32 protein-coding genes and 1 tRNA gene are annotated in these 25,028 nt (G+C 70.4%); 24 read left to right on the top strand and 9 right to left on the bottom strand.

The window, feature by feature from the left end; genetic code table 11:
- Positions 1–170 precede the first annotated feature (170 nt).
- The gene (locus ACOTKD_RS05265) at positions 171–983 is read right to left on the bottom strand and encodes an ABC transporter permease (protein ID WP_424887973.1); all 813 of its coding nucleotides are present in this window, start codon (positions 981–983) and stop codon (positions 171–173) included.
- Positions 984–1,227: 244 nt separating this feature from the next.
- On the opposite strand from ACOTKD_RS05265, the gene ACOTKD_RS05260 reads away from it, so the two are divergent.
- The 3 genes from ACOTKD_RS05260 to ACOTKD_RS05250 all read left to right on the top strand — a co-directional run bounded on the left by ACOTKD_RS05260 (position 1,228) and on the right by ACOTKD_RS05250 (position 3,384).
- Positions 1,228–1,896: an HNH endonuclease family protein gene (locus ACOTKD_RS05260; RefSeq protein ID WP_359094219.1), complete on the top strand. Its 669-nt coding sequence runs from the start codon at positions 1,228–1,230 to the stop codon at positions 1,894–1,896.
- Between the two features lie 255 nt (positions 1,897–2,151).
- Positions 2,152–2,631 carry a DoxX family protein gene (locus ACOTKD_RS05255; protein ID WP_424887676.1) on the top strand — a complete coding sequence of 160 codons (480 nt, stop codon included), beginning with the start codon at positions 2,152–2,154 and terminating at the stop codon, positions 2,629–2,631.
- 129 nt (positions 2,632–2,760) lie between these two features.
- Entirely contained in the window at positions 2,761–3,384 is a 624-nt protein-coding gene (locus tag ACOTKD_RS05250; RefSeq protein ID WP_424887675.1) for a DedA family protein, read from the top strand.
- Between the two features lie 182 nt (positions 3,385–3,566).
- Here ACOTKD_RS05250 and ACOTKD_RS05245 read toward each other — a convergent pair whose 3' ends face one another.
- A complete protein-coding gene (locus tag ACOTKD_RS05245) occupies positions 3,567–4,094 on the bottom strand; it encodes a DUF1990 family protein (protein WP_424887674.1) in 528 nt (175 codons plus the stop codon).
- Between the two features lie 112 nt (positions 4,095–4,206).
- Positions 4,207–4,875: a snapalysin gene (snpA, locus tag ACOTKD_RS05240; protein WP_424887673.1), complete on the bottom strand. Its 669-nt coding sequence runs from the start codon at positions 4,873–4,875 to the stop codon at positions 4,207–4,209.
- Between the two features lie 265 nt (positions 4,876–5,140).
- Here snpA and ACOTKD_RS05235 point away from each other — a divergent pair, with 265 nt between their 5' ends.
- The 3 genes from ACOTKD_RS05235 (at position 5,141) to ACOTKD_RS05225 (ending at position 7,755) form a co-directional block, all read left to right on the top strand.
- Entirely contained in the window at positions 5,141–6,043 is a 903-nt protein-coding gene (locus ACOTKD_RS05235; protein WP_424887672.1) for a LysR family transcriptional regulator, read from the top strand.
- 674 nt (positions 6,044–6,717) lie between these two features.
- Positions 6,718–7,500 carry a hypothetical protein gene (locus tag ACOTKD_RS05230; protein ID WP_424887671.1) on the top strand — a complete coding sequence of 261 codons (783 nt, stop codon included), beginning with the start codon at positions 6,718–6,720 and terminating at the stop codon, positions 7,498–7,500.
- Between the two features lie 66 nt (positions 7,501–7,566).
- Positions 7,567–7,755, top strand: a complete 189-nt coding sequence (locus ACOTKD_RS05225) for a hypothetical protein (protein ID WP_424887670.1) — start codon at positions 7,567–7,569, stop codon at positions 7,753–7,755.
- A 327-nt stretch (positions 7,756–8,082) separates the two neighbouring features.
- Here the strand turns inward: ACOTKD_RS05225 and ACOTKD_RS05220 are convergent, their stop codons facing one another.
- Entirely contained in the window at positions 8,083–8,475 is a 393-nt protein-coding gene (locus ACOTKD_RS05220; protein WP_424887669.1) for a hypothetical protein, read from the bottom strand.
- Between the two features lie 655 nt (positions 8,476–9,130).
- On the opposite strand from ACOTKD_RS05220, the gene ACOTKD_RS05215 reads away from it, so the two are divergent.
- Complete coding sequence (locus ACOTKD_RS05215; protein WP_424887668.1) at positions 9,131–10,024, top strand: nuclease-related domain-containing protein; 894 nt, start codon at positions 9,131–9,133, stop codon at positions 10,022–10,024.
- A 9-nt stretch (positions 10,025–10,033) separates the two neighbouring features.
- On the opposite strand, the gene ACOTKD_RS05210 is transcribed toward ACOTKD_RS05215, so the two are convergent.
- Positions 10,034–10,486: an NUDIX hydrolase gene (locus tag ACOTKD_RS05210; RefSeq protein WP_424887667.1), complete on the bottom strand. Its 453-nt coding sequence runs from the start codon at positions 10,484–10,486 to the stop codon at positions 10,034–10,036.
- 30 nt (positions 10,487–10,516) lie between these two features.
- On the opposite strand from ACOTKD_RS05210, the gene ACOTKD_RS05205 reads away from it, so the two are divergent.
- The 14 genes from ACOTKD_RS05205 (at position 10,517) to ACOTKD_RS05140 (ending at position 18,592) form a co-directional block, all read left to right on the top strand.
- Positions 10,517–11,296, top strand: coding sequence for a GntR family transcriptional regulator (locus ACOTKD_RS05205; protein ID WP_424887666.1), 780 nt, complete (start codon positions 10,517–10,519; stop codon positions 11,294–11,296).
- Positions 11,297–11,431: 135 nt separating this feature from the next.
- Complete coding sequence (locus tag ACOTKD_RS05200) at positions 11,432–11,761, top strand: hypothetical protein (protein ID WP_424887665.1); 330 nt, start codon at positions 11,432–11,434, stop codon at positions 11,759–11,761.
- Positions 11,762–11,763: 2 nt separating this feature from the next.
- Positions 11,764–13,107: an FtsK/SpoIIIE domain-containing protein gene (locus tag ACOTKD_RS05195; RefSeq protein ID WP_424887664.1), complete on the top strand. Its 1,344-nt coding sequence runs from the start codon at positions 11,764–11,766 to the stop codon at positions 13,105–13,107.
- 93 nt (positions 13,108–13,200) lie between these two features.
- Positions 13,201–13,392: a hypothetical protein gene (locus tag ACOTKD_RS05190; RefSeq protein WP_424887663.1), complete on the top strand. Its 192-nt coding sequence runs from the start codon at positions 13,201–13,203 to the stop codon at positions 13,390–13,392.
- Between the two features lie 7 nt (positions 13,393–13,399).
- Complete coding sequence (locus ACOTKD_RS05185) at positions 13,400–13,594, top strand: hypothetical protein (RefSeq protein ID WP_424887662.1); 195 nt, start codon at positions 13,400–13,402, stop codon at positions 13,592–13,594.
- A gap of 255 nt (positions 13,595–13,849) precedes the next feature.
- Positions 13,850–14,503, top strand: a complete 654-nt coding sequence (locus tag ACOTKD_RS05180; protein WP_424887661.1) for a DUF2637 domain-containing protein — start codon at positions 13,850–13,852, stop codon at positions 14,501–14,503.
- A gap of 17 nt (positions 14,504–14,520) precedes the next feature.
- The gene (locus ACOTKD_RS05175) at positions 14,521–14,709 is read left to right on the top strand and encodes a mobile element transfer protein (protein ID WP_424887660.1); all 189 of its coding nucleotides are present in this window, start codon (positions 14,521–14,523) and stop codon (positions 14,707–14,709) included.
- A gap of 9 nt (positions 14,710–14,718) precedes the next feature.
- Positions 14,719–14,874 carry a hypothetical protein gene (locus tag ACOTKD_RS05170; protein ID WP_424887659.1) on the top strand — a complete coding sequence of 52 codons (156 nt, stop codon included), beginning with the start codon at positions 14,719–14,721 and terminating at the stop codon, positions 14,872–14,874.
- A 23-nt stretch (positions 14,875–14,897) separates the two neighbouring features.
- Positions 14,898–15,200, top strand: coding sequence for a SpdD protein (locus ACOTKD_RS05165; protein WP_424887658.1), 303 nt, complete (start codon positions 14,898–14,900; stop codon positions 15,198–15,200).
- Positions 15,201–15,291: 91 nt separating this feature from the next.
- Complete coding sequence (locus ACOTKD_RS05160; protein ID WP_424887657.1) at positions 15,292–15,471, top strand: hypothetical protein; 180 nt, start codon at positions 15,292–15,294, stop codon at positions 15,469–15,471.
- 5 nt (positions 15,472–15,476) lie between these two features.
- Positions 15,477–15,650: a hypothetical protein gene (locus ACOTKD_RS05155; protein WP_424887656.1), complete on the top strand. Its 174-nt coding sequence runs from the start codon at positions 15,477–15,479 to the stop codon at positions 15,648–15,650.
- Between the two features lie 208 nt (positions 15,651–15,858).
- Positions 15,859–17,262 (top strand): replication initiator protein RepSA, encoded by a 1,404-nt coding sequence (gene repSA / locus ACOTKD_RS05150; protein WP_424887655.1) that lies wholly within the window; start codon positions 15,859–15,861, stop codon positions 17,260–17,262.
- On the top strand, positions 17,259–17,447 hold the full coding sequence (locus tag ACOTKD_RS05145) for a helix-turn-helix transcriptional regulator (RefSeq protein ID WP_424887654.1): 189 nt from the start codon (positions 17,259–17,261) through the stop codon (positions 17,445–17,447). Before repSA ends, ACOTKD_RS05145 begins: the two co-directional genes overlap by 4 nt.
- A complete protein-coding gene (locus tag ACOTKD_RS05140) occupies positions 17,447–18,592 on the top strand; it encodes a site-specific integrase (RefSeq protein WP_424887653.1) in 1,146 nt (381 codons plus the stop codon). Before ACOTKD_RS05145 ends, ACOTKD_RS05140 begins: the two co-directional genes overlap by 1 nt.
- Before the next feature lie 55 nt (positions 18,593–18,647).
- Here the strand turns inward: ACOTKD_RS05140 and ACOTKD_RS05135 are convergent.
- Positions 18,648–18,722 (bottom strand) — tRNA-Val (locus tag ACOTKD_RS05135).
- A gap of 216 nt (positions 18,723–18,938) precedes the next feature.
- Here ACOTKD_RS05135 and ACOTKD_RS05130 point away from each other — a divergent pair.
- The 3 genes from ACOTKD_RS05130 to ACOTKD_RS05120 all read left to right on the top strand — a co-directional run bounded on the left by ACOTKD_RS05130 (position 18,939) and on the right by ACOTKD_RS05120 (position 21,714).
- Complete coding sequence (locus tag ACOTKD_RS05130; RefSeq protein WP_424887652.1) at positions 18,939–19,709, top strand: DUF4097 family beta strand repeat-containing protein; 771 nt, start codon at positions 18,939–18,941, stop codon at positions 19,707–19,709.
- Between the two features lie 45 nt (positions 19,710–19,754).
- Entirely contained in the window at positions 19,755–21,188 is a 1,434-nt protein-coding gene (locus ACOTKD_RS05125) for a hypothetical protein (RefSeq protein WP_424887651.1), read from the top strand.
- Between the two features lie 310 nt (positions 21,189–21,498).
- A complete protein-coding gene (locus ACOTKD_RS05120) occupies positions 21,499–21,714 on the top strand; it encodes an FmdB family zinc ribbon protein (protein WP_424887650.1) in 216 nt (71 codons plus the stop codon).
- Here ACOTKD_RS05120 and ACOTKD_RS05115 read toward each other — a convergent pair.
- From ACOTKD_RS05115 to ACOTKD_RS05105, 3 genes are all read right to left on the bottom strand, one after another.
- On the bottom strand, positions 21,711–22,373 hold the full coding sequence (locus ACOTKD_RS05115) for an O-methyltransferase (RefSeq protein WP_424887649.1): 663 nt from the start codon (positions 22,371–22,373) through the stop codon (positions 21,711–21,713). The two genes, ACOTKD_RS05120 and ACOTKD_RS05115, sit on opposite strands and share 4 nt — an antisense overlap.
- Positions 22,374–22,411: 38 nt before the next feature.
- On the bottom strand, positions 22,412–23,215 hold the full coding sequence (locus ACOTKD_RS05110) for an HAD family hydrolase (RefSeq protein WP_424887648.1): 804 nt from the start codon (positions 23,213–23,215) through the stop codon (positions 22,412–22,414).
- On the bottom strand, positions 23,212–25,028 hold a 1,817-nt coding region (locus tag ACOTKD_RS05105; RefSeq protein ID WP_424887647.1), incomplete at its 5' end, for a cysteine protease StiP domain-containing protein. The genes ACOTKD_RS05105 and ACOTKD_RS05110, both read right to left, overlap by 4 nt.

Raw genomic sequence — 25,028 nt, 5'->3', positions numbered from 1 at the left:
CGCCGCACCGAGGGGACCTGCACGCTTCCGTACGTTTCAGGGGTCGCTTCGGCACGGCAGCGTCATGGACACTGCGGCCGAAGGTCTCGCTGGCCGGCCCGTACGGGACGGGCGGCCTCCGGGCGCCGGCCGAGGCGAGCTCGGCAGTATGTCGACGGTCCGGCGAAGAGCTACTCCCCTTCTGCTCCCCTCAGGGTACGCGACGACCGCCGCTTCCTTCCCCCGCCCGCGTCCGCCCGGTGCAGCCGCCCCCGCGCCACCAGCTCCAGCACCACCGCGACGGCCACCACCTGCACCGCCATCAGCGCGACCAGCACGAACAGCTGCACCGCGGCGGCCGGCAGCGGCGACGCCCCGCCCAGCAGCATGCCGACGAACGCCCCCGGAAGTGTGACGAGCCCCACCGTGCGCGTCTGGTCGAGCCCCGGCAGGAGGGCGTCGGACGCGGCCGGGCGGGCGATCTCCAGCCGGGCGTCGCGGTCGGGCATGCCGAGCGCCAGGCCGGCCTCCACCTCGCCGCGGCGCGTGTGGAGCTCGTCCAGGGCGCGCCGGCCGGCCAGGACCGTCGCGGTCAGGCCGCCGCCGATGAGGATGCCCGCGACGGGCACGAGCGCGATGCCGTCGACCGGCACGAGGCCGGTGAGCACCAGCAGCACGAGGACCGGCAGCACGGCCGCCCCGATGGGCAGGGCCGCCCACCACCATGTGCGGTTGCCGGTGATCCGGCGCCCGGCGGTCCGTACGGCCACGGCGTACATCAGGGCGACGAAGCACAGCAGCAGCGGCAGGGCCCGCACCACCCAGCCGATCAGCGCCGAGACCGCGGCGAGTTGGGCGGCGGCGCGCACCCCGGCGACCGCGACGGGGCGCGCCCAGCCACGGCCGCGCGCGTCGGCGAGGCGGGCGGCCGCGGCGATCGCCACGGCGGCGGCGAGGAGGACGGCGAGCACCACGGCGAGGGTGGCGTTGACGGGCAGCAGCACTGCGGCGGCGAGCACGCGGACCACCCTAGGCGGACCGAACGGCCGGTTACCGGCGGTCGCATGGCGGCGTGTCAGGAAATGCCGGAACGCTGCGCCGATCGGGTTCAACGTCACGTGAATTGACTCTTGCCTTGTCATGATCGCGTCGTCACCCTGTTACCTGGCGACCACCCCCCGGAAACCGGACGCCGCGATCCTGGCCGTTCCCGACGGCCCAAGACCCCCCACTCCACAGGGAGTTCCCATGCCCGCACTGCGCACCCGTCCCGCCGCGCGCCGTCTCTACGCGCGTCGCACCGCCGCGGCGAGCGGCCTCGCGGCCCTCGTCGGCTCGCTCGTCCTGGGCGGCGGCACGGCCCACGCCGCCCCGCCCACCCCGCCGGACGCCGCCACCGTCCGCGGCTACCTCACGGAGCTGCAGGTCAGCCCCGAGGGCTCCATGGACGGCTACAGCCGGGCGAAGTTCCCGCACTGGGCCACCCAGTCCGGGGAGTGCAACACCCGCGAGGTCGTCCTCAAGCGCGACGGCGAGAACGTGCAGCAGGACGCCAAGTGCGCCGCGGTCTCCGGCACCTGGGTCTCCCCCTACGACGGCGCCACCTGGCACGACGCCCAGGACATCGACATCGACCACATAGTGCCGCTGGCCCAGGCCTGGCGCTCGGGAGCCAACGCCTGGACCACCGAGCAGCGGAAGGCGTTCGCCAACGACCTCACCCGGCCGCAGCTGATCGCCGTGACCGACCGCGTCAACCAGGCGAAGGGCGACAAGGACCCGGCGCAGTGGATGCCGCCGCTGAACTCCTACGCGTGCACGTACGCGCGCATGTGGGTCACGGTCAAGCACTACTACAAGCTGACCGTCGACTCCGCGGAGAAGGACAAGCTCACGGCCGTCCTGAAGGGCTGCTGAGCCGGGACGGCGTAGCAGCATGAACAGAGCGCCAGGGGCGGGCCGGACGCACATCCGGCCCGCCCCTGGCGCATGCGCAGCGGGTGCGGCGCGGCGGTGGCCGTCCGTTCCCGGCTGCTCCCGGATTTCCGCCTGTTCCCGGATTTCCGGCATGTGACAAAGTCGGTCGATCGGTCCTTGAACTTGCAAGTATCGATTAGGGGTACCTAACCTGGGGGACCTCATCGTTCCTGTCCCCGATACGAGGAGCCCCTCATGCCCCCCACGCCCACCACCGCCTCCCCCTCGGCCCCCGCGAGAACCGGCGCCGCCGCGGCCCCCGCCCTCACGGAGCGCCTGGACGCGGCCCGTCCGTACGCCCTCTCCGCCTTCCGGGTCGTGATCGGCCTGCTCTTCGCCTGCCACGGCATCGCCTCGCTCTTCGGCGTGCTCGGCGGCGCGGCCGGCACCAACGGCGGCACCGTCGCGACCGGCCTCTGGCCGTTCTGGTACGCGGCCGTCATCCAGGCCGTCGCCGGCATCCTCGTGCTGCTCGGCGTGGGCACCCGCAGCGCGTCCCTGATCGCGTCCGGCTCCATGGCGTACGCGTACTTCGACATGCACCAGAGCGGGGCGCTGTGGCCGATCCAGAACGGCGGCGAACTGCCCGTCGTCTTCTGCTGGGGCTTCCTGCTGCTCGTCTTCACCGGCCCGGGCGCGCTGTCCCTGGACCGGCTCTTCTCCCGCCGCGGGTGATCTGCGCCATTTTCGCCTCCCCCGCTCACACGTCACACGCGCCCCAGGCGTACGCTGTGCGGTTGTGAAGGCCGCCCCTGCCGCTCCCCTGCGACGTCGCGGCGGGGGACCGTACCGGGAGATCAGGACGTGCTGGAGCAGTTGGGGGCGTTGGCCGACACCCCATGGATCTACGTGATCGTCAGCATCTCCGTACTCCTGGACGTCTTCCTCCCCGTGCTCCCCAGCGGGGTCCTGGTGATCACCGCGGCGACCGCCGCCGCGGGCACCGCGGCCGACGCGGTCGGTGACGCGGCCCGCGGCCACGCCGGCTTCCCCCAGATGCTCGCGCTGGTCATGTGCGCCGCGACGGCATCCGTCCTCGGCGACATGGTCGCCTACCGGCTCGCCTGGCGCGGCGGCGACCGCTTCGACCGGGCCATCGCCCGCTCGCGGCGGCTGACCGCCGCCCAGGAGAAGCTCGGCACGGCGCTGCTGCGCGGCGGCGGCCCCCTGGTGGTCGTCGCCCGCTTCGCACCGGCCGGGCGCTCGGTGGTCAGCCTCGGCGCGGGCGTGATGCACCGCCGGGTGGCCGAATTCCTCCCCTGGTCCGCCCTGGCCGGCCTGACCTGGGCCGCGTACAGCGTGAGCCTGGGCTACTTCGGCGGCCAGTGGCTGGGCGCCGGCTGGATCGGCACGGCCGTCTCCTTCCTCGCCCTGTTCGCGGCGGGGGCGGGCGCGGCGTACGTCGTGAAGCGGCCGCGAGAGGTGTAGCGCCGCCCCGGGAGGCCGGCGGCTCCGTTCCAAAAGCCCGGTGGGAAACACCACCGCAGCCCCACGAGCCGCACTTCCCCGTATGAACCGCTACTACAACGACCGTACGTCCGGTCGGTGACCGGCGGGCCCCCTCGTCCCGCACCCGCACGGGCTTTGGTACGGACCAACGTGCCGCCCGGCTACGCGCCCGCCCGGGCGACCTCCGCCCGCAGCACCCGCGCGCAGTGCCGCGCGTACCTCCGCTGGAAGGCCGGCACCAAGGGCCCGGCGGCCCGCGTGAACCAGCGCGCCGGCCGGCTGAACGCCGTCACGGCCAGGCGTACGTCCTCCGCCCCGTCGAGGGTGACGACGAAGGACTCCTCCCCGCACTCGGGATGGCCCGGCAGCGTGCCGTAGGCGAAGCCCGCGCGGCGCTCCTCCCGTACGGTCCAGACGACCGCGCACGTCCCGGCCGCGCGCAGCGGGCCGAGGCCGAGGGAGACGTCCACGGTGACGCCGGGGGCGGCGGGGAGGGTGCCGGCGGGCACGCGGATGCCGGCGGCGCGGTGCAGGCGCCAGGAGAGGACCGCGTCGGCCGCCGCCTCGAAGACGGGCCGGCCGCGGCCGACGTACCCGGCCTCGTGGAGATGGTGGTAGCCGGCGGGCAGCGGGAAGCGGGCGGTGGCGCCGGCCTCCGGATAGGTGAGGCCAGGGGGCACGTGTGTCATCCGTTCCAGTATGCGGCCGCGCGGCGCGAGGGGCGTGGAGACGGGCGGCGGCCCGGCTCCGCGAGGGAACCGGGCCGCCGGAGAAGCGGGCCTGCTCAGCAGGCCGGCAGGCTCATCGAACCGTGGTGAACACTCCCTTGTCGTCCTTCTTGAAGGCCGACAGGCCGTTGGCCCACAGCTGGTTGACCCTGTTGATCTCGGTGCTGTTGGGGCGCGTGTTCTGGCAGGACGTGCCGGGGCCGCCGCCGGACATCAGCTCGCTGCACGGACCCGAGTAGTGGTCCGGCAGGCCGAGCACGTGACCGGTCTCGTGCGCGGTGACGCGGGTGGAGTTGTACTGCTGGTTCTGCCGGTAGTCGAGGAAGACGTAGCCGCGCCCGTGGCCGTCGGTGCTCGCGTAGGAGCCGCGGGAGTCGTTGCCCTCGTAGTAGCTGAAGTCGGCGTTGCTGCCCGCACGCAGCTGGACGTTGCGCACGGAGCTGTTCCAGATCTGCGCGCTGGCGGCTATCTGGGAGGCGAAGCTGGGCGCTCTGCTGGCGTCGTAGGTGACCGTGACGGCCCGCAGGCCCGGCGACTTCGCGGCCTTCGCCTGCGCCGACTTCATCACGGCGTCGAAGAACGCCTTGTTGTCGGCCTCTTCGGCCGCCGAGCCGGCGTACGACGACCGCACGGTCTGCGATCCGGTGGCCGCCGGGGCCGCGGCCGAGGCGGGAACCGCCGTCACGGCCGCCGTGAGCCCGAGGCCGATCGCAGCCGACAGCACCATCGTGGAGCGTTTCATGTGGGGGACTCCATTCGTGCCGAGGACGTCCGGGCCGGCCGGTGGGTGTGCCTGCCGGATGTCCGTCGGGTGAACTGCTGGTCCCCGAGAGTCTGTGACGAGTTATCAGCGATACGGATGATGCCAACTGGCCATAACACCAGCCAATCACCTACCCTGCCCCGACATGTGCCTGGTGTGACGTGCGGGGCGCAGTTATGCTCCCCCCGTGGAGCTCGAGGTCAGGCACCTCCGCGCGCTTTGCGCCATTGCGGATGCGGGAAGTGTGCGGAAGGCCGCGCTGCAGCTCGGCATGACCCAGCCCTCGCTCACCACGCAGCTCCGCCGCATCGAAGGAGCCGTCGGCGGGCTGCTGTTCACCCGCGGCCAGACCGGCAGCCGCCCCACGCCGCTGGGCCATTCCGTGCTCTCCCGGGCCCGGCCCATCATCGCCGAGATGAGCGCGCTGATGGCGGCCGCCCGGGACGCCGCGGCGGGCGCGGGCGGGGCCCGGCTGCGCGTCGGCAGCCTCGGCGGACGCGTCGTCACGGGCTGGCTGCGCCGCCTCCACGCCCGGCTGCCCGACACGGACGTCGCCATCCACATAGAGGTATCCGCAGGCACGTTGCTGCAACTGCTCGCGACCAACCAGCTCGACGCCGCCTTCGTCCACGAGACCGAGGGCTTCCCCCTGCACATGCCGCCGGGCGTCGAACAGCGCGTCCTCATGACCCGCGAGCCGCGGTTCGTCGCCCTGTCCGTCACGCACCCGGCGGCCGCCCACCCCGTGGTCGGGATCGCCGAACTCGCCGACGACGCCTGGATCGTGGACCCGGCGGCCGACCACGAGTGGTCGGCCCTGCAGCGGGCCTTCACCACCGCCGGGATCGACCCGCGCCTGGTGCACGTCCGCGACACCACCACGGCCGCGGACCTCGTCGCCTCGGGCGAGGCCGTACGGGCCTGCCAGCCCACCGCGGAAGCCGGCCCGGGAACGGTCCTCCGCCCCCTCTACGGCGACCCCCTCACCGTCGAACTCTCCCTGGCCACACGCCCGGGAGCGCTCTCCGTCCCGGAAACCGACGCCCTCTTCCGCGACTTGGCCGACGCCTACCGCTCCCTCGCCTACGCCAACCCGACGTACCGGTCGTGGCTCCACAGGAACGGCGGCATGCTGCCCCTGCCGTGACGGGACCCTCCGGGCGCCCCCGGCCCCGGCCCCGGACGGAAACGCAGGAGCCCCGCACCGGTCCCGGTGCGGGGCTCCTGCTGATCCTGTGGGCACAGACGGATTCGAACCGCCGACATCTGCTTTGTAAGTTCGCCTCGCGGTCCGTCCGGCGCCTGTTCACCGGCTACTGCTTGCGGTCGCCTTGGCCGTGCCGAGTCGCCGTTGTGCGCTGGCATCCGTGCTCGTTGATGTCAGGTGTGGATGTCAGCCCGAGCCTGCCCGCGCGGGTGGTGGGGAGAGAGTTTGAGGGCTGGTGATCTGCGGGGCGAGAGCATGAAAGGGGGCCATTACACTTGTACCAATGGAGAGGGCTGGATGCCCTCACCGCACGAAGTGGGCACTCGGCCCCCTTTCTTGCTCTCGGAGGGGCCCCGCTGATCAGCAGGCCTTAAAGTCTCTCCACGCCGCCCGCCCCAGTCACCCACTTGCCGAAGAAGTGAAGGGCCGGGTCTCTGACCTGCGGCTGTGCGATCGATCAACGCTGTGACCTGTGACTTAGCCGTCGGTGGTTGTCAGCATTGGTCGTCGTTGAGTACCCCCCGACGGCCCTGAGACGGCCCCGCGGGCCTCCATAAGAACGTGATCCGGCTTCCGGAGTGCGTCCGTGGCAGCCTGACCGAACCACGCCTAATGTGATGATTGTGGTGATTGGTGTGGTGCTGAGGCTGAAGACCTGGTGGGGGGTACGCACTGTGCTCCCGCCGGTATCCGCGCTCTGCGCTGCGCTCTTCGGTGCGGTGCGTGAGCATCACCCATGGTGGGCATGGTCTCTGCTTGTAGTGGCGGTTCTTGCCCAGCTGATCCTTGGGCTCATTCAGGCGGCCGACTTGACCGAGCCGCCTACGGCGTTGCGCAAGCTGGCCGCAGCTGCTGCCGGTCTCTTTCCGGCTGTGAAAAAGATCTATAGGGCACCAAATGCATCCAAGCCAGCTGAGAGGCGTGGAGCCTGGGACATTTTGCTGAGTGCGCTGCGGTCTCAAATCGTGCCGGAGGGGAAGCAGCAAGTGTTGCGGGCGTGCTTTTACCAGTACGACCCTGAGGCCGACACGCTGACGAGAGTCTGGGTCAAGGAGCGGGGAGATGCTAGGCAGCAAGCTCCTTTGCAGCTGAACTCGGACGACGGTGCGGTCTTCACCGAGCTGAAAAGGATGATGAACTTGCATCGTCCCGAATACATCCGCACCAGGTGGTACTGGTGGAAGCCGCAGCTATGCCAACGTTTAGGGGCTGGTGTAGTAGCTGTGGGGCCAGCCCTCCAGCGGGTGAAGGACGACAATCAGGTTCCAGTGGGACTGATCATGGTTGATGCCGCCTCTCACCGCACCTTCGGTAAGCACCCTGCTGCGGGCTGCGTAGCTGCCGTAGGGCTGCTGCTTGCCGCAGAACCTGTTCATGAAAAGGCTCACAGCCCGTAGGTGGGGCACACTAGATGTGGCGACTATGTCGATGGCTAGGCGTGCATCTATCCCTCGGAGAGTGCCATGGCCGCGAAGACACAGATCAACATCTCGCCCCCGCTGGAAGAAGAGTACGGTCTGGACGATGTCATTCTTGAGAACCCGGAGGCGTTCTTCGATCAGGTTGGAGCGGAAGTTTTGCGCGAGCAGGGGCCTGTGGCGAGGTTCGCCCGACGCCTGCTGACCTGCTCCATGAGTGGAGAATCCAGCTGATCTGCTGACGCTGCCTGAAGCCGTGGAGCCGACCGCCCCAGCCACGACGGGGTTCTCCCACGGTATGGCCGCGTCCGCCGTCCGGGTGGTGGCCCGATGCAGGAGCGGCGGGCCGTACGAATGCCCGCGTATCAGGCAGCGTCCGTTGTGCCCTCGGGCAGGTTCGAACTGCCGACACCCGCTTTAGGAGCGAGGTTGGGCGATCGCCTTTGTGACCTGGCGCTTCGGAGTCCTGCGCGGGTCTCTCGCCGTTCTTCCCCTCGATACCGTGGTTCCCCGTGACTCCCCGCTTGTTCTGGCACGAGAGTGGCACGGTCGAGCGATGTCTCAACGAATGTAAGGGTCGATCAGAGCTCCGGGCAGTCCAGTCACTACCTTGCTGTCTTCCAACTCTGCGCGGCCATCGCCGCTGACAATGTTGTAGTTGAGGCGGACGACCGATGCCAGTGGTAGTTGTCCCTGTCGAAGCACTTCGCGCTCTCCCACATCGTTGCCCTCTCCGAGTGTGAAGCCACTGACTGTGGCTTGGTGTAGTACCTCGTCCTTGATCCAAGCGGCGTCGATATGCACGGCGGGGAGGCCTCGTTCAGGATCGGGCGTGAACTTGAGCCATGCGTCGTCCGGTACCTCGATCGGAAAGAGCGCTACGAAGTCAAGATCGATGTTAGCGGGAAGCCACTTACCCAAACCTGGGAGTTCATTGCCTGTCGCAGAGGTCATCGCCTCAGACTGCCACAGCCCCAACCTTCTCGATGCGAACTACGGACGTTGCGGTCGCTGAGGACTCCCGTAGTCAGCGCAACGATGAAGGCCGTTAATGGTCACCTGTGGTCGGTGCGGTTGCTGTACTTCGCTGCTGTACCGCAACGCTGGCTGTCCTCTCCGACAGGAACCACAAACTTCCCCAGCTCCCATCCCGTCCGCCGTCGACCCACACACCGTGGAGCGGGCGTGGTCCATGGCGTCCAGGTGGAGCGCGCCACTGTACGAACGACCTGGACGCCATGGACCACGTCTGCTCGGCTCTGCCTGGGTCGACGGTGGACGGGATGGGAGCTTCCTGCGCTCGCCACGACGCGCCGGCACTCGCGAACGGCGCCCCCGTCCATCCCGGAGTCGGAGCGCCCCCGCCGGAGGCATGTCTTTGACCGCGGCTGCCGGGTGATCGCCTTATAGCTTCCGGCCCTATCCGCGTGTGGGCGTGCGTCGGCGCAGCGCGGGCGGAGCGGGCCAGAGGCAGGAGCGGCGCCCGCAGCGGAGCCGGAGCGCGCCCGGCGGCGCGGAGCCGCCGGGGGTGCCTTGATGAGGTAGAGAAACCTGTAACAGGTCTCTGGATGCTGCGCGCTCTTGTGGCCGTGTCGCTCCTGCTGCTGCCATGGCGGCATTGTCACTGCGGGAGCGGAGGGGGCTCGTGGAGAAGCTGAAGGTCACGCGCTGGAAGCGGTACGGCCATGATCGCCTGTATGTGAACCTGCCGGACGGCACTGCTGTCGGTTGGGCTGACTGCAAGACTGGCGAGATCACGGTCTTATGCTCCGAGTACCGAGATGCCGTCATTACAACGCTGGCGCAGCACCTACCAAGCGTTGCCGATCCGACTTCGCCAACCGAAGCAACGGCGGCTGGCGGGCCTCCTCTACTGCCGCCCCTGACACCGGATGACGATCTCGCCCCCAACCCTCCGGGAACGGCCCTGCGAGACTTGCTCGCCAATTCTGGCCCTAGCCTGCGGCAACGGGCAGTTGCATGGGTCTTGCGGCGTCCCACCGAATGGGACTCCTGGCGCAAGGGGCTGGCCGGAGAGCGGCGGGTGGGAGATGAGCTGAACCGGCTGGGGCGCCAGGGCTGGCGCGTCCTGCACTCCATCCCGCTGCCTCGTGAGGTGGACATCGATCACCTGTTGATCGGTCCCGGCGGTGTGTTCAGTATCAACACCAAGCACCATCACAAGAAGGCGGTATGGGTCGGCGATGATGCCGTGAAGGTCAATCACGGCAAACCGGAGCCATACGTCCGTAAGAGCCGGGCTGAGGCTCGACGAGTGGAACGGGTGCTTGAGCGCCACTGCGGTTTTGCAGTGCCGGTGGAGCCAGTGCTTGTCTTCGTCGGCGTCACAGATCTGAAGGTGGTCGTCACACAGCTCAAGGTGCGGGTCTACCAGGAACGCGAAGTCGCGGCGCTGGCCCCGCTCTCAGGGGTGCTGACCGCTGATCAGGTCGAGCAGGTCTATAGCGTCGCCCGTCATCGCCAAGCTTGGCAGGCGGCCTGAGCCGATCGGTCAGCGAGAATGAATGAGCTGGCGGCCATCATGGCTCCGGACGTGAGGGCCGTCTTCGTCCAAGGCGTCCAGCAAACGCACGGCGTAGACCTCTGACATGCGCTCTGCGACCTCCTCGGGCGTGAGCCAGTCGACTGCCGTGGACTCGACAGATGTGCGCTCGATGCCGCCAGAGGGCTTGCAGCGGAAGACCAGGGCGACAATGCCGTGCGCCATGTTCTTGTAGATGCCGGTGAGCTGGTCGACCTCGACATGGACGCCAGTCTCTTCCCAGACTTCGCGGGTGACGCCGTCCTCGGGTGTTTCGTCCAGCTCCAGAACTCCGCCTGGCAGTTCCCAGGTGCCGTTGTCCGCTCGGCGGATCGCCAGAAGCCTCCCGTCCCCGCGCACTACGACTCCGGCCACGGACACGGAGTGCAGTGGCGTCGACCTGCTGTCCTGCGATTTACTCATGCACAGGAGCTTAGGAGAGTGAGAAGGACTATGGGAACCACCGTAGGAGGTGAGAGGGCCGTACCTCGGTACGTGCAGATCGCTGACGAGATCGTCCAGCAGATCCGGGCGGGTGTCCTCAAGCCCGGAGACATGGTGCCGAGTGAGTCTGAGCTGGTGAACCGCTACAGCGTCTCGGGCGGCACAATCCGCAAAGCCATGGTCGAGGTGAGGGCAAGCGGCCTGGTGGAGACACGCCACGGTAAGGGCTCGATGGTGAAGGCTCGGCCGCCCGTGCGGCAGCGCTCGTCTGACCGCTTCCGCCGGTCACACCGTCAGGGCGGCAAGGCTGCGTACCTCGCTGAGTCGGAGCAGGCTGGGGCCACGGCCAGGGTGAGCGTTCTCTACGTCGGCCCCATGGAGGCTCCGAAAGACATTGCTGATCGGCTGGGCGTGGAGGATGGCGCTCAGGTGCTCGCCCGGCGGCGGCTGTACTTCCGGAACGGAACGCCGGTCGAGACGGCCATCTCGTATCTGCCCTGGGACGTCGTCAAGGACATCCCCGAGTTGTTCGCTGAGAACCCCGGCGGTGGCGGCATCTACGCCCGGCTCGAAGACCACGGACACGAGTTCGCCGAGTTCATCGAGACGCTTCAGGCTCGTCCAGCATCCAAGGCTGAGGCATCGGAACTGGCGCTGAGTCCTGGCACACCTGTCATTCATCTCATTCGCGATGCGGTGACTGATAAGGGTCGTGTCGTGGAGGTGTGTGACACGCTCATGGCCGCTGACCAGTTCACCTTCCAGTACCGCATCCCTGCGACTGACTGACGCACCCTCAACTTCCCGCAGCCCGCCGCGATTCCTTGCTCGCGGCGGGTTGACTCATGCACAGGAGTCAGGCACTCTTCTAACTATCACTCATGTACATGAGTGGAGGAGTTCAACTCTTCTGGAGGAGCTGCGATGCCGTCCTTCAAGATCGACCTTTCGACCGCCGTGGTGTTCGTGGCAACGCCGCCCGTGCCGAAGATGGCCAACAAGCAGACCGGTGAGCGGGCCATGGACAGGGAGACCGGTGCGGGCCTCTCCACGGTGGGTCTGCTCATCTCGGATGAGGGTGAGGGGAACCTGTATCAGGTGACCGTGCCGGAGACCGGGATCCCGAACGGACTCAACCCGGGCACCCCGGTGTCGGTCGTCGGGCTCAAGGCCCGGGACTGGGAGAACGAGTTCAACGGCCAGAAGCGCCACGGGATCTCGTTCCGCGCAGTCGCGATCACGGCTGGGGCCTGACCATGCCGGACCTGGCCACGATCCTGGAAGCTTCCGGCGCCTTATCCGGTGCTGCTGGGCTGGGCTACGCGAAGGTGCGTGCTCCTCGCGTGTACTGGTCGCTGATCGGCTTACCCGTGACCTGGGGGCGTTTCGCCACGACCTACCGGTCCACGATGGAAGCGTGCGGGCTGACGGTCCGGCCTTCCCGGATACGGGCCTTCGTCGGGCGGCATGGTGGACGCCGGGAGGTGTTGCCGGAGCTGCCGAAGGTCCGCAGGGTCAGGGGCACCGCGACCGGGATGCGCGTCCGACTCCGGCTCCCCGCCGGCCTGGAGCCCACGGACGTGGCTGCTGCATCAGAGCGGCTGCGCCACGCGTGGGGCGTCCACTCGGTACGGGTCATCGTGATCAGGCCGGGTGTGATCGAACTGCGAATGACCGGCTACGACGTACTGCACCGTGTGCGCATGCCGCGCCAGGTGCCGACTGGGCCGATGGTGGTTCCGGTCGCGCTGCGGGACGACGGAACAGTGTTCGTGCGCGACTACCGGCGTGTGCCTCACGCACTGACCTTGGGCGCCAATCAGTCAGGTAAGTCGATGTACCAGCGCAATCTGATCAAGGGGCTGGCGAAGCTGCCGGTCGGTTTGATCGGCATCGACTGCAAGCGCGGCGTGGAACAGAGCGCCTACATGCCCCGGCTCTCCGCGCTCGCGACCACTCCGGCTGAGGCAGCCGAAGTGCTGGAAGCTCTCGTACGCGAGATGGAATCCCGTTTCGATCTCCTGAGCAAGCATGGCGTCTCAGAGCTGTGGGAGCTGCCGGAGGAGGTCCGGCCCGTGCCGCTGGTGGTTCTGGTGGACGAGGTGGCAGAGCTCTTCCTTGTCGCTGCGAAGCAGGATGAAGAGCGCCGGGATCGCATGGTGATGCAGATGATCCGTCTCGGGCAGTTGGCCCGTGCGGTCGGTGTCTTTCTGGAGATCTGCGGGCAGCGCTTCGGATCCGAACTGGGCAGGGGCGCGACCACGCTTCGCGCGCAGCTCACCGGGCGGGTCGTGCACCGGGTCAACGACAAGCAGACCGCGGAGATGGGGCTGGGTGACATCGCGCCTGAGGCCGTTCCCTCCGCGACGACGATCCCCCCGGACCTCCCCGGGGTAGCGGTGGCCGGCGACTCCTCCGGTGGCTGGTCCCGGATCCGCACTCCCAAGACGACGCTCGATGAGGCTGCCGCGGTCTGCCGGGAGTACGCGCACCTCACGCCCGACCTGCCGTTCCTGGCTCCGTTCCGGCCGACGAGGCTCATCGATCTCCTCACGGCTCATGAGTCGCTGATGGCCCCGGGCCAGACCTCGGCCGACTGACATCTGCCCCACCCGGTCGGCGTGACCGTCTTCGCGCCAAGCCCCTACCCCGTCATGCCCGAAACCGGGCGCATCGATGAAGGAGAGGAAGCAATGTCCCGACGCACCGACGATTTCGACCGCAGTGCCCGCCTCACGCGTGATGTCTGCGAGTACGCGGAGAGCGACGGCGCGGACCTGGAGTTCGCCAACACCGTGCTGGGTTCGATGCTGGAGCAGGCAAGCCGTGAGCGCCAGGGTGACTACCCGCCGGAGGGGCACGACTACCCCGGTCAGAGCAGGTGACGACTCGATGGACGCCCACGAGGACCTCGAACGCACCGTGAACCTGATCACTGCGCTCGTCTTCTACGCCTACCTGCCTGACCACGACAAAGAGTTCGTGGCCGTGGTGGGACCGGCGCTGGCTGCATCCCTGCCCTGCGACCACCTCCCGCCCGGTTGGGCAGACGGCGACGGCCCCGACTACCCCGAAGCGGGGTGGTGACCATGGCCACTCGCAGGGCCGCCGCAGGCAAGCCGCGGGTGAAGAAATGCACGGACTGCAAGGGCGACGGCGCGGTTACGACCCCGGTCCTGGTCGGTCGGCGTGGCCACAAGCGCGAAGTGGCTCAGCAGAACGGCCTGTGCCTGACATGTCTCGGCTCCGGCGAAGCGCCCGCCACCTGACCAGCAGTCGGCATCGGGCGGCTGATCCCGTGCCGCCCGGTGCCAACCGCCGCCTCGGAGGAGGTGACTGATCATGCCCCGTGCACTCCGCTGTGATGCGGTCCTGGTCCAAGCCGTGATCGCTGGTGCGCTGTCCTTCGCCCACCTGCACGACCTTGCTGCCGCAGCCGGTCAAGACGGTTGGAAGGGCTGGGCCTATCCCATCTCGGTAGATCTGCTCCTGGTCGCTGCCTGGCGCCGACTGCGCACCTCGGGACCGTCCCGGCTTGCGTGGTGCTGGTTCCTCATCGCGCTCATCGCCTCGCTGGGCGCCAACGTCGCTACCGCCGGATTCCTCGATCTAGCTCACCCGCCCGCCTGGCTGCGCTTCGGCATCGCCGGATGGCCCGCCCTGGCCTTCCTCGGCGGAACCCTCCTCGCCCACACCCCGGCCGCACCGCGGACCGAAGGGGCTCCGCACTCGGGAGCAGAGGAGGTACAGCCTGAACCGGTTGTCGCCGAGAGCTCCCCTGCGCCGGATCCCGCGCCAGAGCTGGCGCCTGCTGCGGATCCACTGCCCGCTGTCGAGACTGCCCCGGTCGTACCGGCTGCGCTCCTCGATCACGCCCGAAAGATCGCCACCGAGTACCGCTCACGTACCGGTACCGAGATCGACACCACCACCCTGCGTGCCCGTCTCGGAGTCCCGCCGCAGCTCGCCGACGCCATCGCCGCCCAACTCGACTGACACGAGGAGAACACGCCATGGCACGCCCGAACCGCTTCTACGACGTGATCCGCATCGGCCCCATCCAGATCGGCTCCTACACCGATGCTCACGGCCGGGCCAAGCACGCCGCCGCGTGCACGGCCCCCGGCTGCGACTTCTCGGCCGACTACCTGAGCCGGGCCGCCGCCGAACTCGCCGCCCGCACCCACCGGTGCCTGTTCTAGGAGATCGCCGTGAACGTCCCGCTCTGGCTCGCCCTGATCGTCGTCTGCGCCCTCGGCATCAAGCTCGTCCGCCCGCCCTGGTGGCTCGTGGCCGTGCTCCTGCTCGGCGGCTACGCCACCGCCAATAGCTTCCTCGCCCCCGCCATCGACGCCGCACTCAAGTGACCCACCACGAAAGGACAACGCCCGTGTTCACCCCGAAGTACCCCGCGCCGCACACCGCACCGCCCCCAGCCGTCGCCCCGGCTGTCAAAGGCTCTTCGGTCGACCATGCGCCCGCGCCGGTCCAGGTGGAGCCGCGCACGAACCGGCCCACGGTCCAACTGACCCCCGGCAGTGCGCTCGCCCTCGCGGCCGGCGGCGGCGCCGTGGTCCTCGTCGTCGGCGCGGTCTTGGTCTCGATGCTTCTCGCGGTCGCCATCACCGGCGTCTCCGTCGCCGTGCTCGCGGTCGTCCTGCGCCTGCTCATCAAGGACCTGAACAAGCACTGAACGGCCCCGGGGCGGCTCTCTCGCCAAAGATCCACCGCCCCGGCGCCTGCACCCCTTCCTGATCCAACGGACCCGAAAGGGAAGCCCCATCATGCCTCAGCGCGCTCTGAACACGCCCGTCTGCCGCGACTGCGACGGCTTCGCCACCGCCGCCATCACCACCGGTCCCCGCCACACCGACGGCACCCGCGCCACGTTCCGCATCCCCTGCCCGGCCTGCAAGGGCACCGGCCACGCCCTCCCCGCCGCCTACGCCAGTGCCGGGAGGTGACCGCCGTGGCCCTCCTCGACTGGCGATCGCCTGAGCACTTCGACCACACCGGCGACAAGCCGTGCGTGTGCTGCGGTAGGCCGACCCCCTTGCGCTCCGACCGGGGCAAGCCCGTCCACAAGGTCTGTGCCGAAGCCTGGCTCGACGCCCACCCCGGCCGGCAGGAGGACGCGAAGTGAGCCTCTTTCGCCGCAACGACAGCGACAACGACCCGTTGTTCGAAGATGAGGCCATAGCGCGGGCCAAGCGCGAGGGATCCGAGCTGCTGGCAAGGCGTGCCGCGCACGATCAGTTCGACGCCCACCGCCCCACGCCAACCACGAGCACGGGCGAGACGGTTGGGCCGTCCTGCGACAAGGCAAGCACCCCCCGAACAGGGCGGCGCTGGTGACTGATGCCGCCGCCCTGGCGGGCCTGGACCCGGCCACCCTGGGGGATCTCCTCCGGGTGGCCGGGGCACCGGGCTTCGACCGCTGGCACGAGCAGATCCGCCGCACGGGCGGTTGCGCCGACCCGATTCACCTCGTCGGCTACACCAAGACCCTGGACCTGACCACGGGCACGGTCCTTCACGCTTACACCACCGACCGTGAACCTGGCGGGCGGCTGCGGATCGCCTGCGGCAACCGGCGGGCCTCCCGGTGCCCCTCCTGCGCCTGGACCTACGCCGGAGACACCTATCACCTGATCCGCGCCGGGCTGACCGGCGACCCGGCCAAGGGCACCCCGCACACCGTCCGCGGACACCCCCGCGTCTTCGTCACCCTGACCGCCCCCAGTTTCGGGCCCGTCCACAACCGGCCCGGCACCCACCCGTGCCGGTGCGGCATCAGCCACGCCGAAGGGGACGCAGTACTCGGGACCCCGCTCAACCCCCGCGAGTACGACTATGCGGCTGCCGTGATGTGGAACAACCACGCCGGAGACTTGTGGCGCTACTTCACGATCTACCTCCGCCGTGAGATCGCCCGCCGCGCCGGGCTCACCCAACGCGAGGCGCGCGAGCAGGCGCGGGTGTCTTTCGGCAAGGTCGCCGAGTACCAGAAACGCGGTGCCGTCCACTTCCATGCCGTGATCCGCTTCGACGGTCCCGCCGGGCCGCACACCTCACCCCCGCCCTGGGCAACCCTCGCCCTGCTCACCAGAGCCATCCGCGCCGCCGCGACACGCGTGGAAGTACGCGTCCCCGGCAACGAGGACGCCGGTTATGTCGGCTGGACCCTGCGTTGGGGCACACAGCTCGACGTGCAACCCATCGGCGCATTCGGCAATGGGGAAGACCTCACCGAACAGGCCGTAGCCTCCTACGTCGCCAAGTACGCCACCAAGGCAGCCGAGACAACCGGGGTCGTGGACCGCCGGATCGGCGAACTCGCAGAACTCGACAAGCTCCCCGACCTGCCCGAGCACACCCGGCGGCTCATCCGGGCCTGCTGGGACCTGGACGAGCACTACCTCGGCCGCCGCCTGTGGGCCTGGGCACACATGCTCGGCTTCCGCGGCCACTTCTCCACCAAGTCGCGGACCTACTCCACCACCCTGGGCGCCCTGCGCCAGGTCCGCGCTGACTATCGCGCACGCCAGGAACGCGAACGCCTCGGCCTGCCCGACCCTGACGAAGCACCCGAAGCCAGCACGCGGGTCCTCGCCCACTGGACCTACGCCGGCCACGGCCACACCCCCGGTGAGTCCTGGCTCGCCGCCACGATTGCCCGCGACATCGCCGCCTCTCGCGAAGCGGCCCGTCTCGCTCTAGCCGATCTGCAAGATCTGGAAGGAGACCAGCCATGACCACTGCCACTGAGGAGCTGCTGACGGTGCCGGAGGTCATGGCGCTGCTCAAGCTCGGGCGTTCCAAGGTCTACGACCTCATCCGCTCCCGTCGCCTGCCGTCGATCACCATCGACCGGTCCCGACGCATCCCTGCTCTTGCCGTACGCAGCTTCATCGCCGACCGGATCGAGGAGGCCGCCTGATGGCGAGTGAGCGCAAGCGCAACCCCAACGGCGCCGGCACCATAACCAAGCGCAAGGACGGCCGTTACCAAGCCGCCGTCTACGTGCTCCAGCCGGACGGCACCCGCGCCCGTAAGTTCGCCTACGGCAAGACCTGGACGGAGTGCGACACCAAGCGCCGCGATCTGCTCGCCAAGGTCGACAGCGGCACCCCCGTTCCCACCCGGTCGGCAAAGCTCGCGGAGTGGCTGCCCTACTGGCTGGAGCACATCGTCAAGCCGCGCAGGAAGCCCACCACGCACGCCAAGTACGAAACGCACGTCCGGCTCTACCTGATCCCCCGACTCGGCAAGAAGACGTTGGAGAAGCTGAGCGTGCGGGACGTTCGAACGGCTCTGACACAGATCACGAACGCCACCACCCATGCGACCGCCAAGGAGTCGCACCGGGTTCTGCGCTCTGCGCTGACGGCGGCCTGCCGGGAAGAGCTGATCACACGCAACGTGGTCAAGCTGGTCGAGGCGCCGAAGGTAGACAGCTATGAGGGCCAATTGTGGACGCTGGACGAGACCTTAGCGTTCATCCTCACTGCCCGACGTGATCCGCTGTACGCGGCCTTCATGCTGGCGGTCGGGCTGGGCCTGCGTCGCGGCGAACTCGTCGGCTTACGCTGGCAAGACATCGATTTCGACGGCCGTACGGTGCGGGTACGCAAGCAGCGTCAGCGCGTCGGCGGGGTGAATTACGAAGACGACACCAAGAATCGGCGCAAGCGGACGCTGCCCCTGCCGGTGCTGTGCATCGCTCCCCTGCGGTGGCAGCGGATGCGGCAGCAAGCCATGCGCGGCAAGGCGGGCGAGAACTGGCATGAGACCGACCTGGTGTTCACCACCCGCACCGGTCGGCCGATCGAGGGCAGCAACGTCCTCCGGTCCTTCCACCGGCTGACAGCCAAGGCAGGACTCCCCCGCATCCGCGTCCACGATGCACGGCACGGTGCCGCCACCCTGCTTGCCGCAGGGAACGTGCATCCACGCACGGCTATGGAGCTCCTCGGCCACAGCAAGATCAGCGTAACGATGGACGTCTACACCCACGTACCGGATGCACTGAAGCGGGAAGCCATCGCCCACATGGATCGGATGCTCGGCCGACGCCGACGTTGATGTCATCCATGGATGTCAAAGACCCCCAGTCGTGATCGACTGGGGGTCTTCGCGCTGGTGGGCACAGACGGATTCGAACCGCCGACATCTGCTTTGTAAGAGCAGCGCTCTACCGCTGAGCTATGCGCCCTGGCACGAGGTGACAGCCTACATCGACCTGCCGGGGTCCCCGCAAACGCAGGGCCGGGGCGCCCGTGCGGGGGTTATCCCCACCCCCGGTCCGGTAGCAGGCTTCACCCCCCTTTCGGTAGCGGGCTTCATCGCGCCCCATCATGATCCACTCCTACGCTGGTCCCCTACGCAGCGCCTTTGCCGCACCTCGCCGATCTGCCCCACCGGAGACCCGATGAAGCCCCGCACCCGTTCCGCCGCCGTCCGTATCCCGCTCGTCACGGTCGGTGTGCTGATCGCCGGAGCCGTGCTGGCCGGGTGCGGGAGCGCCGACGCCGACGAGGCCACCCCGGAGCACAAGGCGTTCGCCTTGGCCGGGAAGGAGCTCACCGTCGAGTCCGACAACTCCGCGCTGGAGCTCGTGCCCGCCGACGTCAAGGACGTCAAGGTCACGCGGTGGTTCTCCGGATGGACCCTGGGCGGGACGGCGAAGGTCACCTGGGAGATGGACGGCTCCGTCCTCAAGCTCAAGGAGCAGTGCTCCGGGCTGAGCGCCGACTGCGAGGCCCGGCACAAGATCGAGGTGCCGCGCGGCGTGCAGGTCACCGTCAAGAACGACAACGGCGAGGTCAAGGCCCGCGGCTTCGACACCGGCCTCGACGTCCGCTCCAGCAACGGCGCCGTCCGCGTCGAGGACAGCAGCGGCCCCCTGCGCCTGCACAGCTCCAACGGCACCCTGACCACCACCGGCGTCACCTCCCGCCAGGTCAAGGCCGACACGGACAACGGGGCCGTGCGGCTCGCCTTCGGCCGGGTCCCGGACCGCGTCGAGGCCGGGAGCGACAACGGCGCCGTCACCGTCGACCTGCCCCGTGCCCCGTACAAGGCCGAGGGGCGCAGCAACAACGGCAAGGTGCGCGTGGACGTGCCGCGCGACGACAGCAGCGCGCACGTCGTCACCGCCCACAGCAACAACGGCGAGGTGAAGATCCGCCTCGCGGACTGACCGGCAACTGACCGTCCCGTGTGTTCGTCCTTACCGGGTGGGAGAATGGCATCCGGCCAGGGGCGATCCATCGGGAGAGGGCAAGTGACGGCGACCTTCGCACAGTCCGCACGACCGGCGCACCGCCGTTTCCGGGCTGCGGGGGCCCGAGCCGCCGCCGCCCGCGACGCCCTCGCCCTCGTCCTCCTGCCGCTCCCCCTGCTCGCCGCGGCCCTCGCCGCCGCGCCCGCGGCCTTCGCCGGCGGCGGCACGCGCCGCTGGGGCTGGGGCCGCGGCGAGGGCCAGCGGGCGGACGCCCAAGCCGCGAAGGACGCCGCCGCGGCCGCCTTCTACGAGCTCGACACCGCCCAGCGCGAGCTGCGGATCTCCATCGAGACGATCACCGCGGTGGACTCCTCCCCCGCCGCCCGCAAGGCCGCCGCCGACTTCGCGGCCTTCGGGCAGCGCATCGACGAGGTCTCGCACGCCTACATCACCGCCGTCGACTCCCACGACCTCGACCGCGAGGACCTCGACGCCGGCGCCGCCGCCCGCGCCCGCACCGACCTCACCAAGGCCAAGGACGAGCTGCTGCGCGCCAAGGCCGACCTGGAGCGGTTCGGGCAGGGCCTCGGCCCGCTCCTGAGCACCGCCGAGGAACAGCTCTCCCGGCTCGCGCCCGCCGTGGAGCGCGCCCGCCAGGGCCTCCTCGCCGCCACCGTCGCGCTCGACGCCGTGCGCGACGCGGGCCTGCGGGCCGACGGCCTCGCCGCGCGGCTCGCGGCGCTCGCCCCCGAGCTCACCAAGCTCAACCAGGGCGCCGGACAGCACGGCGTGCCGGACACGCTCCGGCGCGCGGAAAGAGTCCTGCAGGAGGCCGGGGCCGTACGAGCCGAGGCGGAGGGCCTGCCGGCCAAGGCCGCGGAGATCGACAAGCGGCTGGTGTCCCTGCGGACGCGGGCCCAGGCCCTGACCACCCGCGCCGCGGGCGTCGAGCCCGTCCTGAGCGAGCTGCGCCGCCGCTACAGCGCCGCCTGCTGGCAGGACCTCCAGCAGGTGCCCGGCGAAGCGCAGCGGGCCGTCGCCCAGGCCGAGGAGAAGCTCGCCGAGGCGCGGCGGGCGCGCGACGAGCAGCGGTGGCCCGACGCCCAGGCCCTGCTGTCGACCGTACGGGCCGTGCTGAGCACGACCGACGAATCCGTCTCCGCCGCGGCGGACCGGCTGCGGCGGCTGGACGAGGTGTCCTTCGACCACCAGCAGGAGGTCGAGCGCACGCGCTTCGCGATCCGCGACGCGCAGCGGCTGGCCATGGCGGGCCGCAGCACGCCCGACCCCCGGCATGCGGGGCCGCTGGACGCGGCGGTGGAACGGCTGGACCGTGCGGTGGCCGGGCTGGAGGGGCGGCATCCGGACTGGTGGCACTTCCTCATGGAGACGGAGGCTGTGCGGGGGTCTGTTTCCCGGGTCGTCCAGGAGATCCGGGCGGCTGCGGCGGGGTGAGCCGCCGGCGGGTGCGGGTGCGTCTCGGGTGCCGGGGGGGGGGGGGGGGGGGGGGGGGGGGGGGGGGGGGGGGGGGGGGGGGGGGGGGGGGGGGGGGGGGGGGGGGGGGCGGGGGGGGGGGGGGGGGGGCGGGCCGCGGCCGCGGGGGGTGCCCGGGTATGGGGCCCAAACATACCCGTCCGCCCCCCGCCCCCCCACCCCTGCGCCCCCGCCCCCTCCCGCCGTCGCCGACAGCCGCGCCGTCGTAGGCCCCGCCGCCTCCCGCCGTCGTCCGCTGCCTGCCCGACGGCAGTCTGACTATGCTGCCCGCATGCCTCGTTACGAATACCGTTGCCGTGCTTGTGGGGACACCTTCGAGCTGAGCCGGCCCATGGCCGAGTCGTCCGCCCCCGCGTCCTGCCCCGCGGGGCACGAGGACACGGTGAAGCTGCTGTCCGCCGTCGCCGTCACGGGCGGGTCCTCCGCCGCGCCCGCACCGCAGGGCGGGGGCGGCGGAGGCTGCTGCGGGGGCGGCTGCTGCTCCTAGCCGGCCCTGCGCGCCAGGGTCAGGCCGTCCGCCACCGTGAGCATCACCGACTCCATGCGCTTGTCGGCCGCCACGTGCGTGTTGAACTCCCGTACGTGGGCGCCCGCGGGGTGGTTCTCCGGGTCCAGGACCGACCCCATCATCAGGGTGTTGTCGGCGACGATCAGCCCGCCGGGGCGCAGCCGCGGGACGAGCTCTTCCCAGTAGTTGACGTAGTTGTCCTTGTCGGCGTCGAGGAACGCCAGGTCGATGTGGGGTTCGGCGGGCATGGCCCGCAGGGACTCCAGAGCGGGCGCGATCCGCAGGTCGATGCGGCCGTCGACGCCGGCCCGCTCCCAGGCCTGCCGGGCGTAGGCGGTCCACTCCTCGGAGATGTCCAGGGCGACGAGTCTGCCGCCCTCGGGCAGCGCCTGCGCCATGGCGAGCGCGGACAGGCCGGTGAACGTGCCGACCTCCACGACGTGCCGGGCCCCGGTCAGCCGTACGAGGAACGCCAGCAGCGGCACCTGCTCCTCGGCGATCTGCTTGACGGCGTGCGCGGGGAGGGCCCGCTGGGTGGTCTCGACCAGGCCGCGCTGCACGGGGTCGAGGGGAGGGTTGTGGGCGAGGACGTACGCGTACAACTCGGGGGTGAGCGCGGTGCCTTTGAACTCGGTCACGGGTTCCTCCTCGACGACGTGCAAGGCCGCGAACGAGCCTACGCCGCCGCGTCCGCGAAAGCCCGCAGGATCTCCTCGCCCGCGGCCACGCCCCGTGTCTCCAGGGCGGTGACGTGCGGGGCGGACCAGCCGGTGTCGGCGAGCTCGCCGTGGCCGGGCCGCCAGCCGCGCCCGGCGGCCAGCAGCAGGTCGGCGTCGAGGAGCGAGTCGCCGGCGGCGAGCACCTCGGAGACGCCGGCGCGCCGCACGACCTCCGCGACCGCCGCGCTCTTGGTGAGCGGGCGCGGCACGGCGTAGAGCTTGCGGCCCTGCAGGGACACGCTCCAGCCGCGGGCGCCGGCCCACTCGGCGAGCTCCGCGACCCAGCCGCCGGGCAGCTTCGCCCGCTCCACGACGAGGTAGGCGAAGAGGTCCTCCGCGGTGCGCTCCTTGAGCAGCCATGACGGGTCGGAGGACCGCACGAGGTGCTCGCGCACCTCGGCGAGCGGCGCGCACCCGGCGGCGATCCGCCGCTCCACGCCGGCCCGCCAGGAGCGGTCGGACTCGCCGTCCACGAGGAGCTCGCCGCCGTTGGCGCAGATCGCGTACGCGGGCGGGGGGCCGGGCAGCCGGATCCGCTGGTACTGCTCGCGCGTCCGGGTGGTCGTGGGCACGACGGGCACGGCGGCGGCCAGGCCGGTGAAGGTGGCGGCCGCCGTCTCGGTCATGTACGAGAGCGGCTTGCGGTCGTAGACCTCGACGCACAGCAGCCGCGGGGCCTGCGCGTCGGGCCCCGCGAGGTCGAGCGCCGCGGCCGAGTAGATGAGGGTGCGGTCGAGGTCGCTGGCGACGAGGAGGGTCACTTGGCGACCGCCTTGCCGTCGGCGCCGGTCGCGCCACGGGTGTACCGGGGGTGGATCAGGCCGACGCAGCTGTACGGCAGGCCGTCCACCTCCTCGACGGGCACCCCGCGCTGCCCGGCCAGCAGGCGTACGTGGTCCAGGTCCGCTCCGGCCCCGCGCTGGGCGAGGATCTTCCACGGGACGCGGCGCAGCAGCACGCGGGTGGTCTCCCCCACCCCGGGCTTGACGAGGTTCACGTCGTGGATGCCGTACTCCTCGCTGATCCGCTCGACGGCGGCCCAGCCGGCCCAGGTCGGCGCGCGGTCGGCGCCGGCGAGCTCCTTGGCGTCCCGCCGCACGTCCGCCGCCACCTCGCCGAAGCGTGCGGTGACGGCGTCGATGAAGGCGCGGGACACGTCGGCACCGGCCAGCTCGCGGTAGAACTTGGCGCCGTGGAAGTCGTCCGGTCCGACGAGGTCGGAGCGCAGCACGGTCCGGGAAACGAGCCCCGAGACGGTGGAGTTGAGGCAGGCGGACGGGATGAGGAAGTCGTCCCGGGTGCCGAAGGTCTCCACGCAGTGGCCGGGATCGGCCAGCACGGCGATGCGCGGGTCGAAGCCCGGGAACTCCTCCAGTGCCGCGGCCAGTTCACGGGTGATCGCGCCCTTGCCCGTCCAGCCGTCGACGAAAACGACGTCGGCGGGGTCGTGGTGCGCGGCGAGCCAGCGCAGGGCGACGGGGTCGATGCCGCGGCCCCGGACGATGGAGACGGCGTAGTGCGGCAGGTCCAGCCCGTGCGCGTACCGGGCCCAGCGGCGCATCAGCACGCCCACGGGCGTCCCGGCCCGGGCCAGCGAGACGATGACGGGGCGGGGGGACCGCTCGGCGAGCACGGTCTCGGTGACGGCACCGACGGCGCGGGCGATCCGGTCCGCCGAGGCGTCGAGGGCGGCCGTGTAGAGGGCCTGGTACTGCTCGCTGGGCTGGTACTCGACGGGCAGCGACTCGGCGTAGTGCGCGCCGCCGCTCTGGATCGCCTCCTCGCGCTCCTCGGTGGGCGCCTCCAGTTCGACGCCGGACAGGTCCTGGAGGAGCCAGCCGACGTCCTCGGGGTCGTAGGAGGAGAAGGCGGGACCGCGGAGGGGTTGGGGCATGGGGCTCTCAGGTGCGTAGGAGGGGACGACGGCGAGCAGGACGTCTTCGGCGTGAGCGCCGAGCACGTCCAGCAGGCCGCCGGGGGCGTGGAGTTCGGCGGTGTCACCCGCGGAGTCCACGACCACGATGATCGTGTCGAAGCCGGCGCCGGCAACGTTGTACGCGTAGCGGTCGCCGGGACCGTCGTCAGGGGCGTCGTGCGCCGGGAAGGTGATCCGCGACCGGATCGCGTAGCCGGGGTCGTCGACGGGCAGCACGGGGGACCGGGTGGTCGTCGAGAAACGGACGGAGGCCGTATCCCCCAGGGTTTCTTCCAGTGCCTGGGCGATGCGCAGGGGCGCGTACATGAGCTCCTCGCTCCCGAGGACGAGGACGCGCCGCGGGGTGCGATCGCCGTTGTCGCCTGCGGGTGCGGTTGTGCCCACCTGTGCCGCCCCTGCGGCACGATGGCCCACAACCTGGGCGATGCTGGGCAGAGCCGCCTCCAACCTCGCCCGGTGCTCCGGCGTGAAGCCGTGCCGGCCGCCGTCGGGGAGGCCGGGCGGCCACGGGAGGTCCACGCGGGTCGCGCGCGGCGCTTGGTCCGTACGGGAGGGGGCGGGGGCGCAGGGGTGGGGGTCCGGGGCGCTGACGGGTATGTGTGGGCCCAATAACGGGGCACCCGCGGCGTCCGCGGCAA

Origin of the sequence: Streptomyces sp. XH2, from assembly GCF_049725035.1 — a bacterium.
Classification (GTDB): Bacteria; Actinomycetota; Actinomycetes; order Streptomycetales; family Streptomycetaceae; genus Streptomyces; species Streptomyces roseoverticillatus.
This window is presented reverse-complemented; position numbering and strand designations above follow the sequence as displayed.

What these genes read in the sequence shown, in the direction of transcription:
- ACOTKD_RS05260 (WP_359094219.1), top strand. Translation starts at nt 1,228, where the DNA reads ATGCCCGCACTGCGCACCCGTCCCGCCGCGCGCCGTCTCTACGCGCGT.
- ACOTKD_RS05215 (WP_424887668.1), top strand. Translation starts at nt 9,131, where the DNA reads ATGGCGGCATTGTCACTGCGGGAGCGGAGGGGGCTCGTGGAGAAGCTG.
- ACOTKD_RS05200 (WP_424887665.1), top strand. Translation starts at nt 11,432, where the DNA reads ATGCCGTCCTTCAAGATCGACCTTTCGACCGCCGTGGTGTTCGTGGCA.
- ACOTKD_RS05210 (WP_424887667.1), bottom strand. Translation starts at nt 10,486, where the DNA reads ATGAGTAAATCGCAGGACAGCAGGTCGACGCCACTGCACTCCGTGTCC.
- ACOTKD_RS05160 (WP_424887657.1), top strand. Translation starts at nt 15,292, where the DNA reads ATGCCTCAGCGCGCTCTGAACACGCCCGTCTGCCGCGACTGCGACGGC.
- ACOTKD_RS05130 (WP_424887652.1), top strand. Translation starts at nt 18,939, where the DNA reads ATGAAGCCCCGCACCCGTTCCGCCGCCGTCCGTATCCCGCTCGTCACG.
- ACOTKD_RS05145 (WP_424887654.1), top strand. Translation starts at nt 17,259, where the DNA reads ATGACCACTGCCACTGAGGAGCTGCTGACGGTGCCGGAGGTCATGGCG.
- ACOTKD_RS05180 (WP_424887661.1), top strand. Translation starts at nt 13,850, where the DNA reads ATGCCCCGTGCACTCCGCTGTGATGCGGTCCTGGTCCAAGCCGTGATC.
- ACOTKD_RS05125 (WP_424887651.1), top strand. Translation starts at nt 19,755, where the DNA reads ATGGCATCCGGCCAGGGGCGATCCATCGGGAGAGGGCAAGTGACGGCG.
- ACOTKD_RS05175 (WP_424887660.1), top strand. Translation starts at nt 14,521, where the DNA reads ATGGCACGCCCGAACCGCTTCTACGACGTGATCCGCATCGGCCCCATC.
- ACOTKD_RS05140 (WP_424887653.1), top strand. Translation starts at nt 17,447, where the DNA reads ATGGCGAGTGAGCGCAAGCGCAACCCCAACGGCGCCGGCACCATAACC.
- ACOTKD_RS05245 (WP_424887674.1), bottom strand. Translation starts at nt 4,094, where the DNA reads ATGACACACGTGCCCCCTGGCCTCACCTATCCGGAGGCCGGCGCCACC.
- ACOTKD_RS05255 (WP_424887676.1), top strand. Translation starts at nt 2,152, where the DNA reads ATGCCCCCCACGCCCACCACCGCCTCCCCCTCGGCCCCCGCGAGAACC.
- ACOTKD_RS05195 (WP_424887664.1), top strand. Translation starts at nt 11,764, where the DNA reads ATGCCGGACCTGGCCACGATCCTGGAAGCTTCCGGCGCCTTATCCGGT.
- ACOTKD_RS05220 (WP_424887669.1), bottom strand. Translation starts at nt 8,475, where the DNA reads ATGACCTCTGCGACAGGCAATGAACTCCCAGGTTTGGGTAAGTGGCTT.
- ACOTKD_RS05225 (WP_424887670.1), top strand. Translation starts at nt 7,567, where the DNA reads ATGGCCGCGAAGACACAGATCAACATCTCGCCCCCGCTGGAAGAAGAG.
- snpA (WP_424887673.1), bottom strand. Translation starts at nt 4,875, where the DNA reads ATGAAACGCTCCACGATGGTGCTGTCGGCTGCGATCGGCCTCGGGCTC.
- ACOTKD_RS05190 (WP_424887663.1), top strand. Translation starts at nt 13,201, where the DNA reads ATGTCCCGACGCACCGACGATTTCGACCGCAGTGCCCGCCTCACGCGT.
- ACOTKD_RS05205 (WP_424887666.1), top strand. Translation starts at nt 10,517, where the DNA reads ATGGGAACCACCGTAGGAGGTGAGAGGGCCGTACCTCGGTACGTGCAG.
- ACOTKD_RS05120 (WP_424887650.1), top strand. Translation starts at nt 21,499, where the DNA reads ATGCCTCGTTACGAATACCGTTGCCGTGCTTGTGGGGACACCTTCGAG.
- ACOTKD_RS05185 (WP_424887662.1), top strand. Translation starts at nt 13,400, where the DNA reads ATGGACGCCCACGAGGACCTCGAACGCACCGTGAACCTGATCACTGCG.